This window comes from Flavobacteriales bacterium, assembly GCA_016704485.1.
Classification (GTDB): domain Bacteria; phylum Bacteroidota; class Bacteroidia; order Flavobacteriales_F; family PHOS-HE28; genus PHOS-HE28.
The window spans coordinates 834,757-855,314 of the sequence record JADJAA010000001.1 but is presented as its reverse complement, the minus strand read 5'-3'; the positions used below and the strand labels follow the sequence as shown (position 1 = coordinate 855,314).

The 20,558-nt window shown below is 50.5% G+C and carries 19 protein-coding genes; 17 read left to right on the top strand and 2 right to left on the bottom strand.

Annotated features, from left to right (window positions below; translation table 11 throughout):
- Positions 1–376 precede the first annotated feature (376 nt).
- From IPF95_03710 to IPF95_03680, 7 genes are all read left to right on the top strand, one after another.
- Positions 377–2,212 carry a T9SS type A sorting domain-containing protein gene (locus IPF95_03710; GenBank protein MBK6473801.1) on the top strand — a complete coding sequence of 612 codons (1,836 nt, stop codon included), beginning with the start codon at positions 377–379 and terminating at the stop codon, positions 2,210–2,212.
- A gap of 280 nt (positions 2,213–2,492) precedes the next feature.
- A complete protein-coding gene (gene arr, locus IPF95_03705; GenBank protein ID MBK6473800.1) occupies positions 2,493–2,942 on the top strand; it encodes an NAD(+)--rifampin ADP-ribosyltransferase in 450 nt (149 codons plus the stop codon).
- 167 nt (positions 2,943–3,109) lie between these two features.
- Positions 3,110–3,490 (top strand): DUF3703 domain-containing protein, encoded by a 381-nt coding sequence (locus IPF95_03700; GenBank protein MBK6473799.1) that lies wholly within the window; start codon positions 3,110–3,112, stop codon positions 3,488–3,490.
- A 420-nt stretch (positions 3,491–3,910) separates the two neighbouring features.
- Positions 3,911–4,240, top strand: coding sequence for a hypothetical protein (locus IPF95_03695; GenBank protein ID MBK6473798.1), 330 nt, complete (start codon positions 3,911–3,913; stop codon positions 4,238–4,240).
- A 245-nt stretch (positions 4,241–4,485) separates the two neighbouring features.
- Entirely contained in the window at positions 4,486–4,746 is a 261-nt protein-coding gene (locus IPF95_03690; GenBank protein MBK6473797.1) for an FUSC family protein, read from the top strand.
- A gap of 519 nt (positions 4,747–5,265) precedes the next feature.
- A complete protein-coding gene (locus IPF95_03685; protein ID MBK6473796.1) occupies positions 5,266–5,718 on the top strand; it encodes a hypothetical protein in 453 nt (150 codons plus the stop codon).
- Complete coding sequence (locus IPF95_03680; GenBank protein MBK6473795.1) at positions 5,715–6,251, top strand: inorganic diphosphatase; 537 nt, start codon at positions 5,715–5,717, stop codon at positions 6,249–6,251. The genes IPF95_03685 and IPF95_03680 overlap by 4 nt, the downstream gene beginning before the upstream one ends.
- A gap of 64 nt (positions 6,252–6,315) precedes the next feature.
- On the opposite strand, the gene IPF95_03675 is transcribed toward IPF95_03680, so the two are convergent.
- The gene (locus IPF95_03675; protein MBK6473794.1) at positions 6,316–6,561 is read right to left on the bottom strand and encodes a helix-turn-helix transcriptional regulator; all 246 of its coding nucleotides are present in this window, start codon (positions 6,559–6,561) and stop codon (positions 6,316–6,318) included.
- 241 nt (positions 6,562–6,802) lie between these two features.
- Here IPF95_03675 and IPF95_03670 point away from each other — a divergent pair, with 241 nt between their 5' ends.
- Together IPF95_03670 and IPF95_03665 are read left to right on the top strand one after the other, a co-directional pair.
- On the top strand, positions 6,803–7,672 hold the full coding sequence (locus tag IPF95_03670) for a cation transporter (GenBank protein ID MBK6473793.1): 870 nt from the start codon (positions 6,803–6,805) through the stop codon (positions 7,670–7,672).
- A gap of 48 nt (positions 7,673–7,720) precedes the next feature.
- Complete coding sequence (locus IPF95_03665; GenBank protein ID MBK6473792.1) at positions 7,721–8,131, top strand: hypothetical protein; 411 nt, start codon at positions 7,721–7,723, stop codon at positions 8,129–8,131.
- A 172-nt stretch (positions 8,132–8,303) separates the two neighbouring features.
- Here the strand turns inward: IPF95_03665 and IPF95_03660 are convergent, their stop codons facing one another.
- Positions 8,304–8,918 (bottom strand): fibronectin type III domain-containing protein, encoded by a 615-nt coding sequence (locus IPF95_03660; protein ID MBK6473791.1) that lies wholly within the window; start codon positions 8,916–8,918, stop codon positions 8,304–8,306.
- A gap of 762 nt (positions 8,919–9,680) precedes the next feature.
- Between IPF95_03660 and IPF95_03655 the strand changes: the two genes are divergently transcribed.
- From IPF95_03655 to IPF95_03620, 8 genes are all read left to right on the top strand, one after another.
- Complete coding sequence (locus tag IPF95_03655; protein MBK6473790.1) at positions 9,681–9,860, top strand: hypothetical protein; 180 nt, start codon at positions 9,681–9,683, stop codon at positions 9,858–9,860.
- A gap of 304 nt (positions 9,861–10,164) precedes the next feature.
- Positions 10,165–10,596, top strand: coding sequence for a hypothetical protein (locus IPF95_03650; protein ID MBK6473789.1), 432 nt, complete (start codon positions 10,165–10,167; stop codon positions 10,594–10,596).
- A gap of 361 nt (positions 10,597–10,957) precedes the next feature.
- Positions 10,958–12,400: a hypothetical protein gene (locus IPF95_03645; protein ID MBK6473788.1), complete on the top strand. Its 1,443-nt coding sequence runs from the start codon at positions 10,958–10,960 to the stop codon at positions 12,398–12,400.
- A gap of 286 nt (positions 12,401–12,686) precedes the next feature.
- Positions 12,687–14,795, top strand: a complete 2,109-nt coding sequence (locus IPF95_03640; protein ID MBK6473787.1) for an adenylate/guanylate cyclase domain-containing protein — start codon at positions 12,687–12,689, stop codon at positions 14,793–14,795.
- Positions 14,796–15,194, top strand: a complete 399-nt coding sequence (locus IPF95_03635; protein ID MBK6473786.1) for a hypothetical protein — start codon at positions 14,796–14,798, stop codon at positions 15,192–15,194. It begins immediately after the preceding gene.
- Between the two features lie 157 nt (positions 15,195–15,351).
- Entirely contained in the window at positions 15,352–16,212 is an 861-nt protein-coding gene (locus IPF95_03630) for a DUF4007 family protein (GenBank protein ID MBK6473785.1), read from the top strand.
- Entirely contained in the window at positions 16,202–19,396 is a 3,195-nt protein-coding gene (locus IPF95_03625; GenBank protein MBK6473784.1) for an ATP-binding protein, read from the top strand. Before IPF95_03630 ends, IPF95_03625 begins: the two co-directional genes overlap by 11 nt.
- Entirely contained in the window at positions 19,393–20,523 is a 1,131-nt protein-coding gene (locus tag IPF95_03620) for a phosphoadenosine phosphosulfate reductase family protein (GenBank protein MBK6473783.1), read from the top strand. Before IPF95_03625 ends, IPF95_03620 begins: the two co-directional genes overlap by 4 nt.
- Positions 20,524–20,558: the final 35 nt, after the last annotated feature.

Here is a 20,558-nt window from a genome sequence, read left to right as displayed (position 1 = left end):
GGAGACCCTGCGGAGGTTTAAGTGATCACTGATAACCAGTACCTCGCATTCAGGTAATAGGATCGTTCGCGGTTCCGTTGGCAATGGCAAGCTTGGCATCACACAGGGATGCACGAGGAGCATCGCCGTAGTGACCAGTGTATGGTGCTCTCGGAAACGTTGTTAATGGGCGCCGTATGATCGGCTCCTTGGTCCAGCAGTGCAGTTCCAAACCATCTGGTACATTACCTTAGTTCCCGTGGTTGAAGCCACGCCTTTTGCAAAAGGGAGCTAAGCCGCGACCTTAAAAATGAGCGAGGTGATCCAGCGGCTGTTTGATGGTGCGGGATACTTACCATTGTTATGGGTCCGATCGGTATCATACAAAACCTCGATCATGAAAAAGATCAGTTGTGTTATTCTGTATTTATCGTTCCAAGTGAATGTTCTTTATTCTCAGGAAACAATTACGATCAATGTAGACCCTTCTACAACAGTAGGTACACTACCTCCACTATGGCGTGATCATTACGAGGTGCATTTAACGCTTGGATATGGAGGCAACCCAACTTGGCTAGGGCCACATACTTCCTTGTTATCAGATCCCGATCTTGGAGCTGAAATGGCGCGGCTAGAACCGCGTTTTATTCGTGTTTCAAATGGTAGAGCAGACAATCCGCCGGATACGAGTTATTACTCCAGTTCCACAAGTGTCCTGAAGGAACTTCCGTATGAATTCTATAAAGGAGGCAATAACCTAACGGATGCGGACGATCTATCCAATTATGATTTTTCCTACATCGATTCCTTGATCACAGTTGTTCAGTCGTTCGGCGCAGAACCATTCATTACGATGGATTACATGCCGTTCGTTCTTAGCTCTGATACGACCCCGAATTATAATGGACTGATAGGCTTTGTTTACCAACTGGCTTATGATAATACCATACGTAACGCTCCACCTGAAAACAATGCTGTGTATGGCAGAGTGATGTACCAATTCATTAAACACTGTTATGATTCCTATGGTGTCACCTATTTTGAACACTGGAATGAACCCGATCAGAATTTCATCATGGAACATTTTTTCTGGTCAGGGACGAAAGAACAATTGTATGCAGCTTATGAGGCGATCGCGAACGAGGTCTCTGCAGACGCCAGCTTGGCGAATGCCATAAAATTGGGTGGATGTAGCTTCGCTCTATACTCTGGCGATCAGATGGTACCTCTGTATTTCCTTCAACAGGTCCAGACCAATTCAGATAAACTTGATTTCCTTTCTTTTCATCCTTATTCAGACACTCAGTTAAAAGGAGGATATGACAGTACGAAAGTTGCACTCGTTAAAAATTGGCGGGATACGTATGTTCCGAATGCTGAATTGATAAATGCCGAATGGGGGCGCATCGATCAGAACACGGATACGTGGGGAGGCTTGAATTATGGACTGCACAAAATGGAACACACCATTGACATGCTGAATAGAGATGTTGCCATGTCCTTTGAAGTTTGTTTGTTCGACCCCGAAACGTCCACGGATAATTACACCTATTTAGGCATGTACCGTGTTGGACCCATCGTGCCAAAACCAGCAGCTTATGTGTACTATAACATGAATAGGATGAACGATGCTGTCAACCGATTGCCGTTGACCATTGATCCAGGCATGTACGCATTGGCTGGAATGACGACCACAAGTGATAAGATCGTTGTTGTATTTCCTGCACCAACCCCTACTTCCGGAAATAATACCGTGCACCTGAATTTAGCTGGTCTGCCTTGGGGGGCTGGTCCGTTCCATGTGGACAGGTATGAACTAACTGACCAATCGTATCAGTTGGGAGTAATAAATAACCTCACACATTCTTCCGCTCAAAATGGAGCTACTTTTTCTGACACGGTCGTCTATGCTGCTGATAACAATAGTGGTCGCTTTATTATCTGGGAAATTTATAGTGATGGGTTGTCGGGTATTGGATCAGGACCGGAACCCACTAAGTTCTTGATCCATCCGAATCCTGCTACGGACAATTTCGAGATCCAGTTCAACGAACTACCAACGACAGCATACACCATCACGATCAGTGATATGCTAGGGAACCAGGTTTATCTTGAAGCGGTGAACAACTTGGAAAAGGATCACACCATACATGCCAAGTTGAACAACGGGTTTTATTTTGTACGCATTCCTGTAGATGGGAAGGTCTATTCATCCAAGATCAGTGTGAGGTGATCAGAGCACAGGAATTCACCGAGCAGAAAGCTTAGAACGGACATTAAACATCCGCAGGGTCTACCGTGCATTTGACGGGGACCCTGCGGAGGTTTAGGTTCAGGGCGAATGCCACAACGCTGATGCACAAGAGAGCTATGTTATGCTCTTTCAAATGGACGAGTAACGAGGTGCTCAAGTTGATTTTTGATCGTGCGGCATATCTACAATTGTAACATACAAGATCGTTATCCATCTTTGTAAAGGACGATACGATCAAATAAAAGATCAGTGATCACTAATGGAGCAAAATGAAAGCGCACAGAGATCAACCGGGCCGGGTGCGACACCATTCGTACAGACTTATTTTCACGGAACGAAGGCGGAGTTGAAAATAGGCGACCTGATCAAAGCGGGTTTCAACTCAAACTTTGGAAAAAGGATCAACGCGAAATATATATTTCTGGCAGCAACATTGGATCCTGCAATTTGGGGGGCAGAACTAGCAGTTGGTGAAGGGCGAGAAAGAATTTATTTAGTTGAACCGACAGGAGCAATTGAAAATGACCCTGACCTAACAGACAAGAAATTCCCGGGAAATCCTACGATGTCCTATCGTTCGAAAGAGCCATTCAGAGTTGTTGGAGAAATTACCATTTGGCAAGGGCACCCACCGGAGCAGGTCAAAGCAATGAAAGATGCATTAGCTGCACTGAAACAGCAAGGGGTCAATTCATTGAACGATGAATGATCTTGGACGATGGAGAACAATGGACTTACTAAACCTCCGCAGGGTCTCCCTTGCATTTGACGGGGACCCTGCGTTCATACCCAAGAACGCAGGGTCCCGAGGCGGAGACCCTGCGGAGGTTTAAGCTTCACCCAAGAATTCGCAACGGTCAAAAGCCTAACAAGGAAATGAAATTCAACACGTCCATCCCTGAAGCGCTGAAAGTATACTACACGGCTGAATTGGATCACTACCGCATTCAGTACGCAACCGGTAATTTGAAAGGTGCGTGGCGTCATTTGGAACGAGCGCACATCATCGGACAGAACTATCCGTTCGCGCATACGTTCGTGCATTGGAAAATGCTCCAGTTCGGGATCAGGATCAAAAGCGGAAAAGAGATCATTGGGCAAATTCCACGTCTGATGGTTGGAGGTGTGAAATCCTTCGTAGGTAGCGTTCCGGTCGGAAATCCCGGCGGAGCGAATGTTCCACCATTAAAGCCGTTCCCGATCGATAAGGAGCTGGAGGACATCTTTCGGAAAGCGGGACTGCATGCAGCGCATTGATTGAACCATTATACTACACCCTGAACCTAAACCTTCGCAGGGTCTCCCGTGCATTTGACGGGGACCCTGCGTTCACGCCCAAGAACGCAGGGTCCCGAGGCGGAGACCCTGCGCAGGTATAGACGCCCAAGAACGCAGGGTCCCGAGGCGGAGACAATGCGGAGGTACAGAAGGACTGGTCATTCAGCACTGCGCGGATGAACGCGTGATCAATTGAACTGGACCACACCTTTCCAAAGAATAAACCTTAAACCTTCGCAGGGTCTCCCGTGCATTTGACGGGGACCCTGCGTTCATTCATTCCCACGAACGCAGGGTCCCGAGGCGGAGACCCTGCGCAGGTATAATGGCGTGGGATCGAGGCTACATTTACGTTCACGATCTTTACACTTCATATTGAACATACAGTTGGAAAATTCCATGAAGCTCAGATCACGAGCACGAACTTTTTACATTACCGTAGTGATCCTGTTGATAGCGACCACGTTGGCTGCCTTGTATGATGGAGGTTACCACATGGAGGGTGGTGCAATAGCAGGAATTGCCGGTGCAAGTATCATTACATCGTTCTTGCCATTTTTCATTTCAATGCATTTGTTCAAAAAGCACGCATTGAATACTAATGGAAATGGACACTTCAAAATGTGGGGTGCAGTGATCTATTTCTTCTGTTTCCCGGTTAAGAGTTTGATCATCTATTTGAATTTGGCTTTACTGATAACTGGTGGAGATGGCTGGTCGTTGGGGTAATTCCCAAGGTGTGCGCCGTACAATAGCACGTGCGAAAAAGTGTGGCACGTTAAACCTCCGCAGGGTCTCCCGTGCATTTGACGGGGACCCTGCGTTCACGCCCAAGAACGCAGGGTCCCGAAGCGGAGACCCTGCGGAGGTTTAATAGCACGTGCGAAAAAGTGTGGCACAGCAGAGCGCATAAATTTGTGATCAACGGAACAGTACCGCACCCTAACTAACAACACCAACACGGACCAACACGAATGGAACAGAACGAACTACTGGGGGTAACGGACAAAGAGTTATTGGAACAAGCAAAGAAGATAAGGTCAGCGAAGACATTGAATGCTGGGCTTATTGGTATGCTCATCGGTATTGCGGTGTATAGTGTAGTAAGGAACGGGCTCGGTTTTCTGCCCTTCATTCTGGTGATCGCAGCGGTCGTTCTCGTCACTAAAGGGAAGAAGCAAAAGGAAGTTGAAGTACGCGTGCAGCAAGAGATCAGCAAGCGTGGGCTGAAATAATGAAAGATAGCGCACCGCAACGATCGGTTCGAGATCCGGTTTGATGATCTAGTATGACATTGGTTTAATATCAAGATCGTGGAACGGATCTCATTAACCGTAAGATCTAATCAAAGTGGCCACTTTACTTGCATGATCAGAAGTTCACTCCAAACGTTTTTGTATTCAAGCTCGTTGTCGGCCAATTGAAATGAAAAAAGTCCTTTGTGTAGTGGTCGTCCTAGTTGGTATGACCTCCTGCTCAGATCAAGATCTGAAACAAGAAGTTGACCATTCGGCTACATCTGAAGATGGTCGTGACAGCATTTTGAACAACTATCAATTTGTAGACTCAATGAACATATGGCCTGATCAGAAATTTCTCCTAGCAATACGAACAGAACCGTACGACCATAAATTGTTCATTCATGTTTACCATCGATCTGACACTGAGTTAAGATCGGTGCAATCTTTTGATTCTTTGGACATACAATTTTCAGAGGCTGTTCCTGTATTTGAGGATCTCAATCAGATCTATCCATGGACTTTAAGGTTCCTTATGGCACTGGTGGCAGAGGCTCTGATCAGTTCTACTACTTATTCGTTCAGGATCCAACAACTCATCTCTTGACCAGGATCAAGAACTCATACGCGAAGCCGAACCTTTGCTATGACACGGTCCGTCAGACAATAACATCTACTGCTTATTGGGCTGGAACTTCTTTCGTCGACTATGTGCTGAAAAATGATTCACTCATTCCAACTGAGGGAGTGGATGTTTACTTCCAACCACCAAATTGGACAGTTCGTGAATACTACTCCTTCGACCCTAAGGGCGAACAAAGAATTACCCGACGTGATAGCGTTCATGATGACAGTGAAGGACTTTATTCGAGAGAGACAGGTGGCCGCCGAAGTTTATCAGGAACCGATCAGAACATGGTAAAGAATTCACTACCTTGTAGACACGATCATAACAGAACAACAGCATGAATTTCAATCCGTGGCATAACGTCAGTATTGGTGACAACCTACCCGGCGTAGTGAATGGCATCATCGAGATCCCGAAAGGGAGCAGGGCCAAATACGAGCTGCATAAGGAAAGTGGCATATTGAAATTGGATAGGGTCCTGTTCTCTTCGGTGTACTATCCGGCGAATTATGGATTCATCCCACGAACGTATTGCGATGATAATGACCCCTTGGATATCCTGGTGCTTTCACAGATCGAGATCGTTCCAATGTGCATCGTATCAGCGAAGGTGATCGGCGTTATGCGCATGGTCGATGGTGGCGATGCGGATGATAAGATCATTGCTGTTGCGGAAGGCGATACCAGCGTGAACCACATCAATGACATCTCTGAACTACCCGCGCATTTCATTTCTGAAATGAAGAACTTCTTTGAGAACTATACGAAGTTGGAAAAGAAGGAAGTGGTGGTGGAACAATTCCAGAACAGGAAAGTTGCAGAAGAGATCCTGCTGAAGGCAATGGACGATTACAAGAAGAAGTTCGGAGCGTGACCGCAACAGTGCACATGCTGTTCCGGCAAAGGAGGGTACAACGTGATCGCGCTCACGCTATCACCTAGTCCATGTCCGTCAACTTCACCGGCTCGAAGTCGGAAACTTTACAGCGCATTAGTTGCGCCATCCGGATAGCTGTTTCAAAGTACAACGGAAGTTCACCGTACTCCAGTCGCATCAGGTGATCCTCCGGTACACCTAAGTGATGCGCCAGTAAGGAGCGTTCCCATCCGTACTTCTTCCGTAGTTGCCAGATCCGATAGCCGAACAGCGCATCGTTCTCTGGGGTGGTCATCTTTTTGCTCATAGGAGAGGAGTATGTGCAGACCCGGTAGTTGAAATTCCGGGCTCCTACAAAGATCATCAATATTTCGGATATTCATTCGATCAAAACCTTCACAGGGTCTCCCGTGCATTTGACGGGGACCCTGCGTTCACGCCCAAGAACGCAGGGTCCCGAAGCGGAGACCCTGCTGAGGTTTAAGGATAGCGATGGACATTGGCCAGCATTGCATGTGCCGCGTCCATGTGCAACTTTGCACACCCCAATGACCAACGAACGGACCGCAATACGGACCACCTATTTCAGCATCGTAGGCAATACGGTCCTCGCAATAATAAAAGGAGCTGCCGGTTTTTTCGGGAACTCGTATGCGTTGATCGCGGACGCCATTGAATCGACCACGGACATTGTTGCTTCCTTTCTGGTGCTCTTCGGTTTGAAGTATGCCAGTAGGCCGGCAGATAAGAACCATCCGTATGGTCACGGACGTGCAGAACCGTTAGTGACGTTCCTGGTAGTTGGGTTCCTGATCACCTCTGCGACGGTGATTGCGTATGAAAGCATTAAGAACATCGTCACACCGCATGAATTACCCAAAGCGTGGACATTGCTTGTACTGGTACCGTTGATCATTTGGAAGGAGATCTCCTTCCAAATGGTCATGAAAAAAGCAACCGAGACGAATAGCTCTGCCTTGAAGGCCGATGCGTGGCATCACCGGAGCGATGCGATAACATCCGTCGCTGCATTGATCGGAATTTCCATTGCCCTCTACTTTGGCAAGGGATACGAGACCGCGGACGATTGGGCAGCACTTTTTGCGTCCGGCTTCATCCTGTACAACAGCTATAAGATATTCAGGCCGGCACTGGGAGAGATCATGGATGAGCATGTGTACGACGACCTCGTTCTGGACATCCGGAAAGTCGCGTTAACGGTCGAAGGGGTCGTAGCTACCGAGAAGTGCTTCATCCGGAAATCCGGCATGAACTATCACGTGGGCCTTCACGCGCTGGTAAGCGCTACCATCACCGTAGAGCACGGCCATGAAATAGCACATCGGCTCAAGGACACGTTGCGGAAGGACATCCCACAATTGGGCCATGTGCTGATCCACATTGAACCCAGTAAGTAGAACGACAGAACCGCAAACCACCCCCAACTCTCCAACGCAACCCCGCCCATGAAGAACTGGAACCGGACCGGAAAGATCAAAGCCATCATACTCGCTCTTTCGGCACTGCCGAATTTAGTTGCACCCATCGACGCAGTAGGGCAACTGGAACTAGGAATGATCCTGATGCCGTTGATCTTCGCGACCATTGCCATACCCGTGATCACAAAGCTCAACGCAGCATTCGGGGCAGAGGCGGTAAAGCCCATCTGGAATGATGATCCGCTTACGCTGAAGCGACCACTGAGCATGTTCCACTTCTTCGCGTATTTCTTTCTGATCGTGGGCCTGAGTATGGAGATCGGGACCGCGCTGAAGTACCATACGCTCAGCACCATCGGACTCACATCGATCGCCTTCGGGCTGGGGATATTCAGTGGCATCCGGCTGTCGTTGAAATGGACAGGGATGAATGCGTAGATCTCCGCAGGTTCTCCCATACATTTTGCGGGTACCCTGCGTGCATGCCCAACAACGCAGGGTCCCGAGGCGGAGACCCTACGCAGGTATAGAATGCATAGGAGGTGGACCGAAGCAGGTGCAGAGACTTCGCTGAAGCCACAACGAATCTTCTACTCGAAGCCTTAACCGATCACGCAGCGATGTTCGACACCACCTCGCTCATGGGGCTGATGCCACCTGTAGTTACCGCTTGAACCCGGAAGCAATACTCCGTGCCGGTTTGCAGGTTGGTCATAACGTGGCTGTTGCGGGTGGTGTGTATGCGTTGCCACGCGTCGCTGCCTTTTTCTGCCATTTCCAGGTAAGTGAGTTTGGAGCAACTTACGCGTGTCCATTTCACCTTCAGGATCCCGCGTTCAACTGTACGTTGCACCTTCAGGTCCTTCGGGGACTCCGGCGTCTGCAACTTCGTGCGTGGTTTCACCACATCAAAACCTGCGCTCAGGATCAATGCCTTATCGCCTTTACTGATACCCTGCACGAAGCCCGAGATCTCCTTCAGTGCATCGCGAAGCGCTTCGAACGCCAAGTGTTTTGCTTCCCGACTGAGCTTCCCGCCATTGAATAGCATCGCAGTGCTCGTCGTTTCCAACGCATCACACAGAACATTCAGTGCAGGGAGCTGCGACTGCAACGTAGGGTAACCCGGATTGCCTAGAAGCATCTGCGCTACCGTGCGGCCTTTTTCCAGAACCGTAGCTGCATCCTTGGCATTGGTCCCGGTTTTAACGGTGTACTTGGCCATCGTCTTCAAGTTTGTTGTGCCGGTGAATTCCGAGCACGAGCGTTTATACTGGTCCTGTAGGGAGAATGTTCTACGCGGAACCTCCCAAGTGCTGCTAATGTCGGATCACCTCCAATTCGCAATGGGTTGATAGTGAGCAGCTAAGAACAGAGAAAGGCGCGTCCTGAATATGATCATAATTTGTTCGATCATGATCATGGGTAGCACGGGTGTGATCATCACTTTCAGGGTCAGCGCGCAGTTCGATCAGAACGTGTTCATGAGTTGATGAGGTGCAACATAGGTAGGCGAAACCATGATCATGAGTTGCCGGAACAAGAGCAAGGTGCGTGAACGTTGGAGCTAAAGTTGGTGGAGTAAGTGCAGGGTGGCAGCGAACATGATCATGAGATCCTGGAAGTGGATAGATGGTGAGAAGAACATGATCATGAGATCCGGGAATTAGGTAAAGGTTAGTGAGAATGGGATAAGAGTTACTCGAGCCCAGGTTGAGGTCAGCAACTAAATGATCATGAGTTGCGGGAGTTAAGTTCAGGTATTGGAGAACATGATCATGAGTTTGTGCGTTGGGTCAAGGTCAGCGGAAACATGATCATGAGTTGGTGGAGTTGGTACTAACCCGGAGAAAACATGATCATGAGTTTGTAGAGTTGGTACTTGCCCGGAGAAAATATGATCATGAGTTGATGGAGATCGTATCGTCCCGGAGAAAACATGATCATGAATTGGTGGAGTTGGTACTAGCCCGGAGGAACCATGATCATGAGTTGGCAGAGTTGGTACTTGTCCAGAGGAACCATGATCATGAGTTGGTGGAGTTGGTTCCTGTCCGGTGGAAATAAGATCATGAATTTGTGGAGTTGGTTCTTGATCGGTGAAGAAATGATCATAGATCGATGGAGTTGGGTCTTGTCGTCACCAAGGAAGAGCTACATCCGGTAGAACAATGCCTCAGCGTGGTGGACTAACGGCTTAGCTATGGGAAACAAGAGCTGCTTTGCGCGGAAGAAGAACTCCCTTCAGCGGAATAGGATCTTAACTGCGTAGAGAAAGACTTCAGTTGGCAGAAACTTCTTCAGCAGGCGGGTAGGGTGAGGCACTAGGCCGGGCGCTTTGGCCTTAGATGAACTTGCGTCGGAAGATCGCGCGGTATCAGGATCCTGTACTGCACATGGACCGGTTCACTACTTGTGCAACGCAGCGTGCAAAAAGGTGCGTTCGCAACCACATATTTGAAATAAAAACCATGAGCACCGCAATCGCCACCAACGTCCGCAAAGTGCCACCTATGGACTGGGCAGAGCACAAGTTGTTCTGGGCCCTCAGCATTATCGACGAAGCAGCCCTGCGGAACTTTTTCCGCTACGTACGCAAAGGCGCTGTGCGCCCTGTACTATTGGATGAGATCAATGCCGAACTGGATCTGGGCATCGGCATAGAGGACATGTTCGCTAATAGCGAAGCCATCAAGGAGATCACCGGAAACGATTGCATCGAATTCCAAGTGATGTGGCGCGGTGAGGACCTGAATTGCACCATACGGCTGGGTTTAATGACATGGTGCGGTGCTGGTGCGGAATGGGATGTACGCTTCGACGCCGAGGGCCGCGTCCTGAAGGCTTCAGTAGTCAAGGTTTGGAACCAAGGCGGACGCACCGATCAGCCGGACTTCAACTGAGAGGGAGTGCGGGGTACTGGGTTGTGTGGTTTGCTATGGGGCAGGCCTTACAACATGTAGTAAATTTCGGCAAGTTCTAAAAAGCACTGCGGCTTTATACGATCCGAAAGGTCACCAAGGTGGATACGCCGAGGGTTATGCTATCGTCGCGCATTTGCAGTTAAGAAGTCTGCTCAATGTATAAAGGAGATCGGTGGGTTTCTGGAGCGCTGAAGATGTTGGGGCTGTGGTAGCATGAAAATATCCACCATCTTTATATTTCAATAAGACCCAAGATCAACACTTCAGATCAACGAACGCGAACATCAACATGCGAATATGTACTCTCCCTTTCTTTCTGCTTTCCCTTATAGGGTCTGCCGTGCACGATCTACAGGCACAGTCGCAAGCCTGGTTGCTTGGTGGTAACCCGCCAGAGTTTCCACTCAGTGCCGATGCCGATGTGTATGGCCTCGACAACGGCGATGTATTGGTGGTGGATGGGTTTGATCTGGTCCGCGTGGATCAGATGGGCAATGTGGTATGGGGAAGGCACTACGAAGAGAACGGCTCAGTAGTGATCATTAACCATGTGTGCGAACGATCGGATGGCCAGCTCGTCATGGCGATAGCCAATGTGACCGTTGACGGAGTGAGCTTGGGCTGGATGCGCACGAACGCACAAGGTGTTCCGCAGGCCGCATCGTTCTTTACCGGCCAGCCGTTCCCTTTGACCAGCGCCAGCATTAGTTTGCACACCGATGACTCCTTCACCATGTTGTGCATCATGGTGGATCAAGATGGCAATTCTTTTGACAGGGTTCTTCGCTTCAACGCCAGTGGCACGCTGGCCTATGCAAAGCAAGAGATCGATGGGTTCAGCTTATCGGGTGTGCACGATCAACTCCAATGGAATGATGCCACTTATAAGCGCACGTCACTAGGTATTCTGAAATTGAATGCTCAGGACGAACCGGTCTGGATCTCTGATTACCTCGGTGCAGGCGTTGAAGTGGAAAGCTTACGTGCCACGCAACAAGGGGTCTATTTTACGTTCGAGCAGTTCGATGCGAGCGTGAACCGTCCGGGCATCGGCTTACTTAGCCATGATGGCGAATTACTGTGGACCAAGTTGATCATCGGCATGGATCCACTGCTACAGGACGAGCCATCATTCTTGAACTTGGACCTTGCCGTAGGCAATGATCGAATGGCCCTGTATGCTGAAATGAGCGGTGAGGATGCACTATTCCTATTCACCATGGACCTTGGTCTTGATCCGATCCACGCTGGCCGCTTGTCCGCGGAATTTACACCGGAAGTGATCGCACTTACTACAGAAGGTGGCGTGGCTTTGGCGTGCTCCCAGGACCTTGGTCGTACCGCGCTCCACATCACGGATGCGAACATGGCACTTGGGGAATGTGCGCAATCCGTGGAGTTCACCGTACAGGATGTGGTGCTTTCCACCACACCTTGGTTCCTGCCCGTCTACACACCCTATACACCGACCATTACCTCCGCCACCATCGTGGGCACACCGCTTGCTGTGAGCAGTGTAGTCGGTTGCGCGGATGTTGGCGTGGCCGAAAACCACTCCGCAACTCCCGGCATACGTGTGGAAGTGGTAGGGGGCATACTGCAAGTGGATGCGGATGTTGAACCGGGGTCGTACTACACCTTATATGATGTTGCCGGTTCCATTCAGGCGAGTGGCAGCATCCAGCGATCTCCCTTCACGGTCAGCATCCCGGATCTTTCAGAGGGGTGTTATTTGATCGGTATCAACGGGTTTGGGGCGCAGCGATTTGTGGTGGCCAAGTGACAATTGACCATGATGGAATGCACTCCTCTTTATCTTGATAGCCTCATGTGTCATGTGGGTGTGACCGCAGTACACTTCATACAAGGAAACCAGCTCACTTCCCTCGCATACACGGCCCACGCAGTAAAGCACAACCCAGCTCTGGCGCATGGCGAACCGGCAAACTGATATGGGGTCGTATCGGGACTCTCGGAACGTGAAACCGACATTCATCCGGAATGGTAGGTGGCTCCGCATGAGGTCTGTGCATCTTGGCAACATCTTTCCCACCACCTTTCCCATTGCGATGATCCTTTACCACCACCAACTACGCAGAGCTGTACTTGCCATCCCGATCATGTGCGGCATCTCGGTGCAATGCATGGCGCAGGATACGATCCCTAGCCCAGGTTGGCTGGAAAAGGTCATGAACGATCCGAGGGTCAACCGTCCGTCCGGGCAGTACAACTTGCTCACATCCATTACGGAAGAGGCAAATCAAGGCAGTGCCTTCAATGATGCGCCCTTTTATGCCCCGGCATTCAAGGACAAGGATGCCATGAGCCGCGGTATGGTATTGGCCGATAGCATACTGGCCGCATTCATCCGCACCGGTAACAACTGTGGTGCCATCGCGGCCTTGGGTGCTCGCAGCTCGATCCACGCCGATCGCCAAGAATACCAACTCGCGTTGGACGCTGAACTTCTTGCGCTGAAGTACGCTGTGAGGGCCCAGGACACGCTTTCGGAGATCGGTTGCCTTTCGTCCTTGAAGAACTTCTTCAACCGACGGAATCTGTATGATGAAGCATTGCGTATGGTGGACCGGTCCTTAGCCTTGACCCTTGCGCTGAAGGATAGTATCAACCTTCCAGACCTGTACCGGGCCCGGGTGTATGTCCTTAACGAGGCCGGCCGCAACGAAGAGGCCTTGGCAACGATCCGCACTGCACAACAGCCTGTGGATACATCCATGCGATCAATGGTGAACAATGAAACGTGGCAGTTGACAACGTTTGAAGTGTTCATTCATCAACGGGACTTCGTGGCAGCCTACGAACTCGCTGCATCCCACCGACCAATGAAGGACTTCATGGTCCCGATGTGGCAACTCATGCAAGCCCAAGCCTTGGATTCACTCGGCCGTTACACTGAAGCGCTGGCCTTGTTCCAACAGGCCTTGGAGGCAGCCAAAAGCTTCGATGAATTGGAAGGATTCGAGGAACTCGGAGAACTGGTCGCAGAACTAGCGGCACTGCACTTGAGCACTGGCGATGCGAAGGAGGCAGAGCGCATCACGCGCAATTTCCTGCGTACCGTATCGCGGAACACGACTACGGTGTACGATCACATGGCCATCCACAAAACACGTTCCGCAGCCTGCGCAGGCTTGGGGCAGTGGCAAGAGGCCTTTGCATCGCTTGCGGCATACGATCAGATCGCCGACAGCTTGGAAAATGAAAAGGAGGAAGTGAACCGAACAAAATTCCAGTTGCAATACATCATGGGTCAACGTTTGCTCGCGGATAGCCTGGAGCACAAGATCGAAATGGGTCGCACACGAACCGCTGCTGCCATTGACCTTACGCGTGAACGGAACCGTCGCAACATTTTCCTCTTTTCCGGGCTTGGTCTGTTGATCTTCGGAGCCGTGGTTTTCCGACAGCGCGGCCGCATACAAAAAGCACTGCACCGTAGCGACGAACTGTTGTTGAACATCTTGCCAGCGGAAGTCGCTGAGGAATTGAAGGACAACGGTTCTGCTTTGGCCAAACAATTCGACAGCGCTACCATCCTCTTTTCTGACTTCAAAGGATTCACGCAAGCCAGCGAAAAGCTCACACCACAAGAACTCGTAGAAGAGTTGAACACCTGCTTCAAAGCATTCGATCACATCATCACCGCACGCGGCATCGAGAAGATCAAGACCATCGGCGATGCCTACATGTGCGCCGGAGGCTTGCCGGATCCGAAGACCTCTTCACCTGCGGACGTCGTGCATGCCGCGTTGGAGATGCAGGCGTTCATGGTCGCACGAAAGAAAGTACGCGATGCGCTGGGCAAGCCCGCGTTCGAGATGCGCGTGGGGATACATACCGGACCCGTAGTGGCAGGCATCGTGGGCGTAAAGAAATTCCAGTACGACATCTGGGGCGATACGGTAAATACGGCCTCACGCATGGAATCATCCGGCGAAGTGGGGCAGGTGAACATCAGCGAGGCGACGTATGAACTCGTGAAAGATGTGAATAGTGATGGGTCGATGGTGAACGGGAAATCCCGAACCGACACCAATTCAGCGCCCATTCACCATTCACCATCGACCATTCGCAAACCTGCCTTCACCTTCACCTCACGCGGAAAAGTGCAGGTCAAAGGCAAAGGAGAAATGGAGATGTACTTTGTGGAGGGCTAAGTGCCACTTAAAGACTGGGCAGAGCACAAGTTGTTCTGGGCCCTCAGCATTATCGACGAAGCAGCCCTACGGAACTTTTTCCGCTACGTACGCAAAGGAGCGGTGCGCCCAGCGCTATTGGATGAGATCAATGCCGAACTGGATCTGGGCATCGGCATAGAGGACATGTTCGCGAATAGCGAAGCCATCAAGAACATCACCGATAACGATTGCATCGAATTCCAAGTGATGTGGCACGGTGAGGACCTGAATTGCACCATACGGCTGGGTTTAATGACATGGTGCGGTGCTGGTGCGGAATGGGATGTACGCTTCGACGCCGAGGGCCGCGTCCTGAAGGCTTCAGTAGTCAAGGTTTGGAACCAAGGCGGACGCACCGATCAGCCGGACTTCAAATGAGTGGGAGTGCGGGGTAGTGCTGGAACGGTTGGTATGGGGTGGGGGCTGGACTTATGGCATATCTAACACATGTCCGTCAGCATGTTGAAATCACAGCGTTGGTCAAGTGCAGGATACCCTATACCTTCACCGCTGTCGGTTGACAATTAATAGGGACATGGCTGAGACGTTGAACTTTTCCGGACACGAGACCTTCCATTGCAGGCCATTCTGGTTGAAGAAGGGATATGATTATCTGAAGAGCGACAAGAGCTTCAACGCAGAAGATGCCGTTGTCCATCTTGGCGTTGGCAAGAACATGGTTACTGCAATTCGTTTCTGGATGCGAGCGTTCGCAATGGCGGACGATGGTAACAGCCTCACCGACCTTGCAAACCGGTTACTGGATGATAAGGGTTGGGATCCTTACTTAGAGGACATTGGTTCGCTTTGGTTGCTGCACTACCATCTCGTGGCGAATGGACATGCATCAAGCGCACGGATCATATTCAATGAGCTGCGCGACAGGAACCCCGAGTTCGATGCCAAGACTTATTCGGAATTCATCCTATCAGAGAAAGGTACTTTCACGGACAAGACAGTGGAGAAGGATTTTGGCGTGTTCCTGCGCAACTATCATGCGAAAGCCGAAGGCGAGATCGATGACCTTGCTGGGCTCCTTGCCGATCTTGAATTGGTGAATACAGCCAAGGTAGAAGCAGAGGATGACGCCAAACGTAAAGAACGCAAGATCTATTTCATTGAGCGGCGGAAACGCCCCACGCTACCACCCCGAATATTACTCTACGCTATCCTCGATTCCATTCCTGAGAACCGATCGATCAGTTTGACAGTGATCATGGAACAAGTGGGTCGAACATTTGCATTGGACAAGGAAGGAATGTTCGAATTGTTAAGCGAGCTACCTGCACACTACAAAGACAACATCACCGTCTCGCGTGAAGCAGGCGTGATCGAGTTGCAATTCAAGAAACGTCCCGATCGGTGGACTATACTAGCTGACCATTATGGCAACTAAGTTCTCTCCTTCCATCAACGTTGTCCGCGACCAAGGCGAGGACTTCGGTTATCACCTGACCCCGAATGCGACGCGCGTCGCTGCCGAGATCATCGATGGTGAAAAGACCGGTATTCATTCGTTCCAGCTGATCGGCTCCTACGGTACGGGGAAGTCCGCGTTCCTCGTCGCGTTCATGAATTGGTTGGCGGGCAAGAACAAGCACTTCGGCAACCAGGGAAAGGCAAAGCCACCTAAGGTGATCAACCTGGTCGGTGAGTACGGGTCATTGATCGACTTCTTGGCGCAGGAATTCGAAGTGAAGAACGACCTGAGCGGCAACCAACGCATTCTTGACGCCATCCATGAGCGCTACGAAATGGCAGGGAGACTTTTCCTGATCATCGATGAGTTCGGAAAGTTCTTGGAGTATGCCTCGAAGCATGACCCGGAACGGGAGATGTACTTCATCCAGCAACTTGCTGAGTTCGTTAACAAGCCGGAGCGGAACATCACGTTGATCGTTTCTCTGCATCAAAGCATTGAGGCGTACAGCAGTGGCATCAACGCAGCGCAGCGAATGGAGTGGCGCAAGGTGCAAGGACGCCTGCGCGAACTAACGTTCAACGAACCGATCGCTCAGCTGATCCACTTGGCCGCCAGCCAATTGGCCAGCAATGGCGCGAAAGTTCCGAAGGGCGTAGATCTGGAAGCCATAGCCAAGCTGGCCAAGAAGCACCGCTTGTTCGAGGACCACACCGAGACGTGGAAACGCGAGGAGCTTAACCAACTCTATCCATTGGATATCGTTTCTACGCATATTCTCACCAAAGGCCTACAGGCTTATGGGCAGAACGAACGTTCCTTGTTCACGTTCCTTCAAGCCGGCGGTATTAAACTACGCAAGGGTTCAGATGTGTTCGGACTTCCACAGGTCTTCGACCATTTCAACAGCGAGTTCTACAGTTTTCTGCGCGGCGCCTTCAATCCCCATCGCCGACAATGGGAAATGATATGGTCCGCATTGGAACGTGTGGAGGCCGAGTTCGACAAGGACCGACTTCCATACATGGACCTCGTTAAGACAATAGGTCTACTACAACTTTTCGCGAGCCAAGGAGCGCAATTGAATGATGTTTTCCTGAGCACTTATCTGAAATTCATCTCGAGCGAACCAAAAGCTGAAAAGCACCTTGCAGAGCTGTCGAACAGAAAGATCCTGCTCTTCGTCAAGCACCGCTCGTCATACAAACTTCAAGAAGGCACTGACCTCGACTTCCAAAGCGCACTACTGAAAGCTTCTTCGGAAGTGGATAGTATCGGCGACGTAGTGCTGAAGCTTGCGCCCTACTTCCGGCACAAGCATGTGGTGGCTAAGGAAGCCACCTACAGGACAGGTGCTCCGCGACTCTTCGAATACCGCTTAAGCCATAAGCCGATCAAGGACGTGCCGAAGGGCGAAGTGGATGGCTTCATCAATCTGCTCTTCAATTCGGAGTTGTCATTGGAGCAGGTGAAGAAAGCTTCCAAGGCCAGTGAAGAAGCCATTGTATTCGGCTATTTCAACAACGCCGATATGATCAAGGACACGCTCTTGGAGATCGAACGTACACAACGCGTGATCGATCAGCACACGGATGATAAGGTGGCAGTGAAGGAGCTAAAGAACATCCGATTGCACCAAGAGCAGTTGCTCGACCACTACATCCACGATGCGCTCTTTTCCAAGAACGTGCAGTGGATCCATCAGGGAAAGGTCCGGGATAAGGTGAAGGATGCGCGCTCGTTCAACCGCATGCTCTCGGAAGTGGTAACAGCTACTTATCCCGCGACACCGATATACAAGAACGAATTGATCAACCGGGAAAAGGTTTCGCCAGCAGCTTCGACCGGCAGGAAAAAACTCTTCGGCTTGATCACTGAAAAGTGGAACGAGGAGGACTTTGGGTTCGCAGCGAACGAGTTCCCGCCCGAGCGGGCCATCTATGCTACATTACTTAAGGAGAATGGTATTCACCGAGAAGGCACGGAGGGATTCGACCTATTCGCACCCACGAAGGACAATTCCTTTCATGCGGTCTGGGAATGTTGCGAGCAATTCCTAGCCGATAGTCGTCATGGACGGAAGGATATCAATGAGCTGATTGAACGCTTGGGTGAGCGGCCCTATAAGCTGAAGAATGGGCTGATCGAGTTGTGGGTGCCACTGTTCCTGTTCATCAAACGAGGGGATTATGCGTTGTACCAGAACGACCAATTCGTTCCCCAACTGACCGGACCCATCCTGTATATGATGAACCGGCAACCAAAGGAGTTCCAAGTGAAAGCCTTTATGGTGGACGGTATTCGACTGAAGCTATTCAACCGATATAAAGCGTTCTTGGGCAAAGAGGAAGTGAAGCACCTGACCAACGGTGAATTGATCGACGTCACCAAGCCTTTCCTGACCTTCTATCGTAGCCTGAACGACTATGCTCAACAGACGCACAAGTTGAGCGGTGAGGCTAGGGACCTGCGTGCAGCGATCAAGAACGCGACCGACCCGGAGCGGACTTTCTTTGAGGACTTACCGAATGCCATGCGCTTGTCCTTGGAGGACATGGGCCGTTCCGATGAGCAGCTTGGAAAGTTCATCGGCATTCTCAGTACTGCGATAGATGAACTGCAGCAAGCACTACCGCAATTGGTCGATCGGATGGACAGTTTTCTGGGTGAAGAAGTACTCAAAACCGACACTCACTTTCCGCATACACAGACTTCACTTGTGGAGCGCTTGAAAGCCATCAAAGAACACCAACTACTGGCCCATCTGAGGCCTTTGTTCAAGCGGACCATGGCACCGCTGGACGAACGCGAAGTGTGGATCTCGTCGATCGCGGAAGGAGCGCTGGGAAAGCCGCTGAGCAAGTTCACGGACCGGGATGAAGATGAGCTGAAAGAAAAGCTCCGCACGATGTACGGCGAATTGCTGAACCTTGCGGAGATCCATGAAGTAGAGAGCGATCCCAAAGGTGCACCGGCACTGCGAATGCAGATAACCACTACCAGCAAGGGTACGCGCGTGGAGACCATTCAATACCCGGCAAAGAAGAAGGCACAAGTGGAGAGTTTGATCAAGGATCTGAAAGGCCGTCTTACTTCAGATGCGTCAGTTACGCGCGCTGCCTTAGCTTGGCTGCTGAACGAAGAGCTGGAAAAGGAATGAGCAAGTTGAAACAGGTACTGGGTATCTCGGGCGGCAAAGACAGCGCTGCCTTGGCGATCTACATGAAGGACAAGTATCCTCAGCTGGACCTCACCTATTACTTCACTGACACCGGTAAAGAGTTGGATGAGACCTATCTGTTGATCGAGCGCTTGGAAGGATACTTAGGAAAGAAAGTCGCACGACTTGAATCCGAGGACGCGAGAAAATCCGGACAGGATCCGTTCGATTATTACTATAAGATCTTTCGTGGCTACTTACCCTCATCTCAAGCTCGGTGGTGTACTAAGGTGATGAAGATCGAACCCTTCGAGGCCTTCGTTGGTGATGCACCCACGCTATCCTATGTGGGGATCCGAGGTGATGAGGACCGGGAGGGCTACCTCTCCAGGAAGACGAACATACAGGCCATCTTCCCGTTCCGGAGAAATATTTGGAGCGAGGATGTGATCCGGATGGTACTCCACAATGAGCGTATGGAACATGTGGTTGATCTCTACGCAGCAGAACTGTCTGGAAAAAAGCTCGATCTGGTCGCACAGATAAACCGCAAACCCATTCAGCAGATCCCTAACGATCGGCTTGGCAACGCGAAGCGCCAGACTGAAAAGTTAAATCGTCTGTTGGAGCAGGGAGTGGCACAATTCAATCGCGTGGTGTTCCAATTTTTGAAGGATAGCGAACTTCCTTTGAGCCAAGAAGTGGATTACGCCCTCTTGGAAAATGAGGACGTGCTGGATAAGCCAGCCATCTTCAAACTCTTGGAGGATAGTGGTGTGGGCATACCGGGTTATTACGACCAGAAAGAATTCTCGGTAGGCGAGAAGAAAGGCACTTACGCTAGAAGTCGCTCAGGGTGCTACTTCTGCTTCTTCCAACAACGGATCGAATGGGTGTGGCTCTATGAACAGCACCCGGTCCTCTTCGCCAAGGCGATGAAGTACGAGAACGAGGACGAGGGCTTCACTTGGGCGCAAGGCGAGAGCTTGAAGGATCTGATCCATCCACGTCGAATTGAGCAGATCAAGGCGGAGGCGCTGGCAAAGAACAAGGAAAAGAGCAGTAATAGGTTGTTGTCTATACTTGAGGAGGAAGATGAGAGGGCTTGTTTGACTTGTTTCCTCTAGAATGAATGTGAGTGGAATTCGATTTGAGAGCCTGA

Coding starts and splice junctions, on each gene's coding strand:
- IPF95_03700 (MBK6473799.1), top strand. CDS start 3,110: ATGAAATTCAACACGTCCATCCCTGAAGCGCTGAAAGTATACTACACG.
- IPF95_03630 (MBK6473785.1), top strand. CDS start 15,352: ATGGCTGAGACGTTGAACTTTTCCGGACACGAGACCTTCCATTGCAGG.
- IPF95_03660 (MBK6473791.1), bottom strand. CDS start 8,918: ATGGCCAAGTACACCGTTAAAACCGGGACCAATGCCAAGGATGCAGCT.
- IPF95_03625 (MBK6473784.1), top strand. CDS start 16,202: ATGGCAACTAAGTTCTCTCCTTCCATCAACGTTGTCCGCGACCAAGGC.
- IPF95_03670 (MBK6473793.1), top strand. CDS start 6,803: ATGACCAACGAACGGACCGCAATACGGACCACCTATTTCAGCATCGTA.
- IPF95_03640 (MBK6473787.1), top strand. CDS start 12,687: ATGATCCTTTACCACCACCAACTACGCAGAGCTGTACTTGCCATCCCG.
- IPF95_03710 (MBK6473801.1), top strand. CDS start 377: ATGAAAAAGATCAGTTGTGTTATTCTGTATTTATCGTTCCAAGTGAAT.
- IPF95_03620 (MBK6473783.1), top strand. CDS start 19,393: ATGAGCAAGTTGAAACAGGTACTGGGTATCTCGGGCGGCAAAGACAGC.
- arr (MBK6473800.1), top strand. CDS start 2,493: ATGGAGCAAAATGAAAGCGCACAGAGATCAACCGGGCCGGGTGCGACA.
- IPF95_03685 (MBK6473796.1), top strand. CDS start 5,266: ATGGACTTTAAGGTTCCTTATGGCACTGGTGGCAGAGGCTCTGATCAG.
- IPF95_03690 (MBK6473797.1), top strand. CDS start 4,486: ATGGAACAGAACGAACTACTGGGGGTAACGGACAAAGAGTTATTGGAA.
- IPF95_03655 (MBK6473790.1), top strand. CDS start 9,681: ATGAGTTGGCAGAGTTGGTACTTGTCCAGAGGAACCATGATCATGAGT.
- IPF95_03695 (MBK6473798.1), top strand. CDS start 3,911: ATGAAGCTCAGATCACGAGCACGAACTTTTTACATTACCGTAGTGATC.
- IPF95_03680 (MBK6473795.1), top strand. CDS start 5,715: ATGAATTTCAATCCGTGGCATAACGTCAGTATTGGTGACAACCTACCC.
- IPF95_03675 (MBK6473794.1), bottom strand. CDS start 6,561: ATGAGCAAAAAGATGACCACCCCAGAGAACGATGCGCTGTTCGGCTAT.
- IPF95_03665 (MBK6473792.1), top strand. CDS start 7,721: ATGAAGAACTGGAACCGGACCGGAAAGATCAAAGCCATCATACTCGCT.
- IPF95_03650 (MBK6473789.1), top strand. CDS start 10,165: ATGAGCACCGCAATCGCCACCAACGTCCGCAAAGTGCCACCTATGGAC.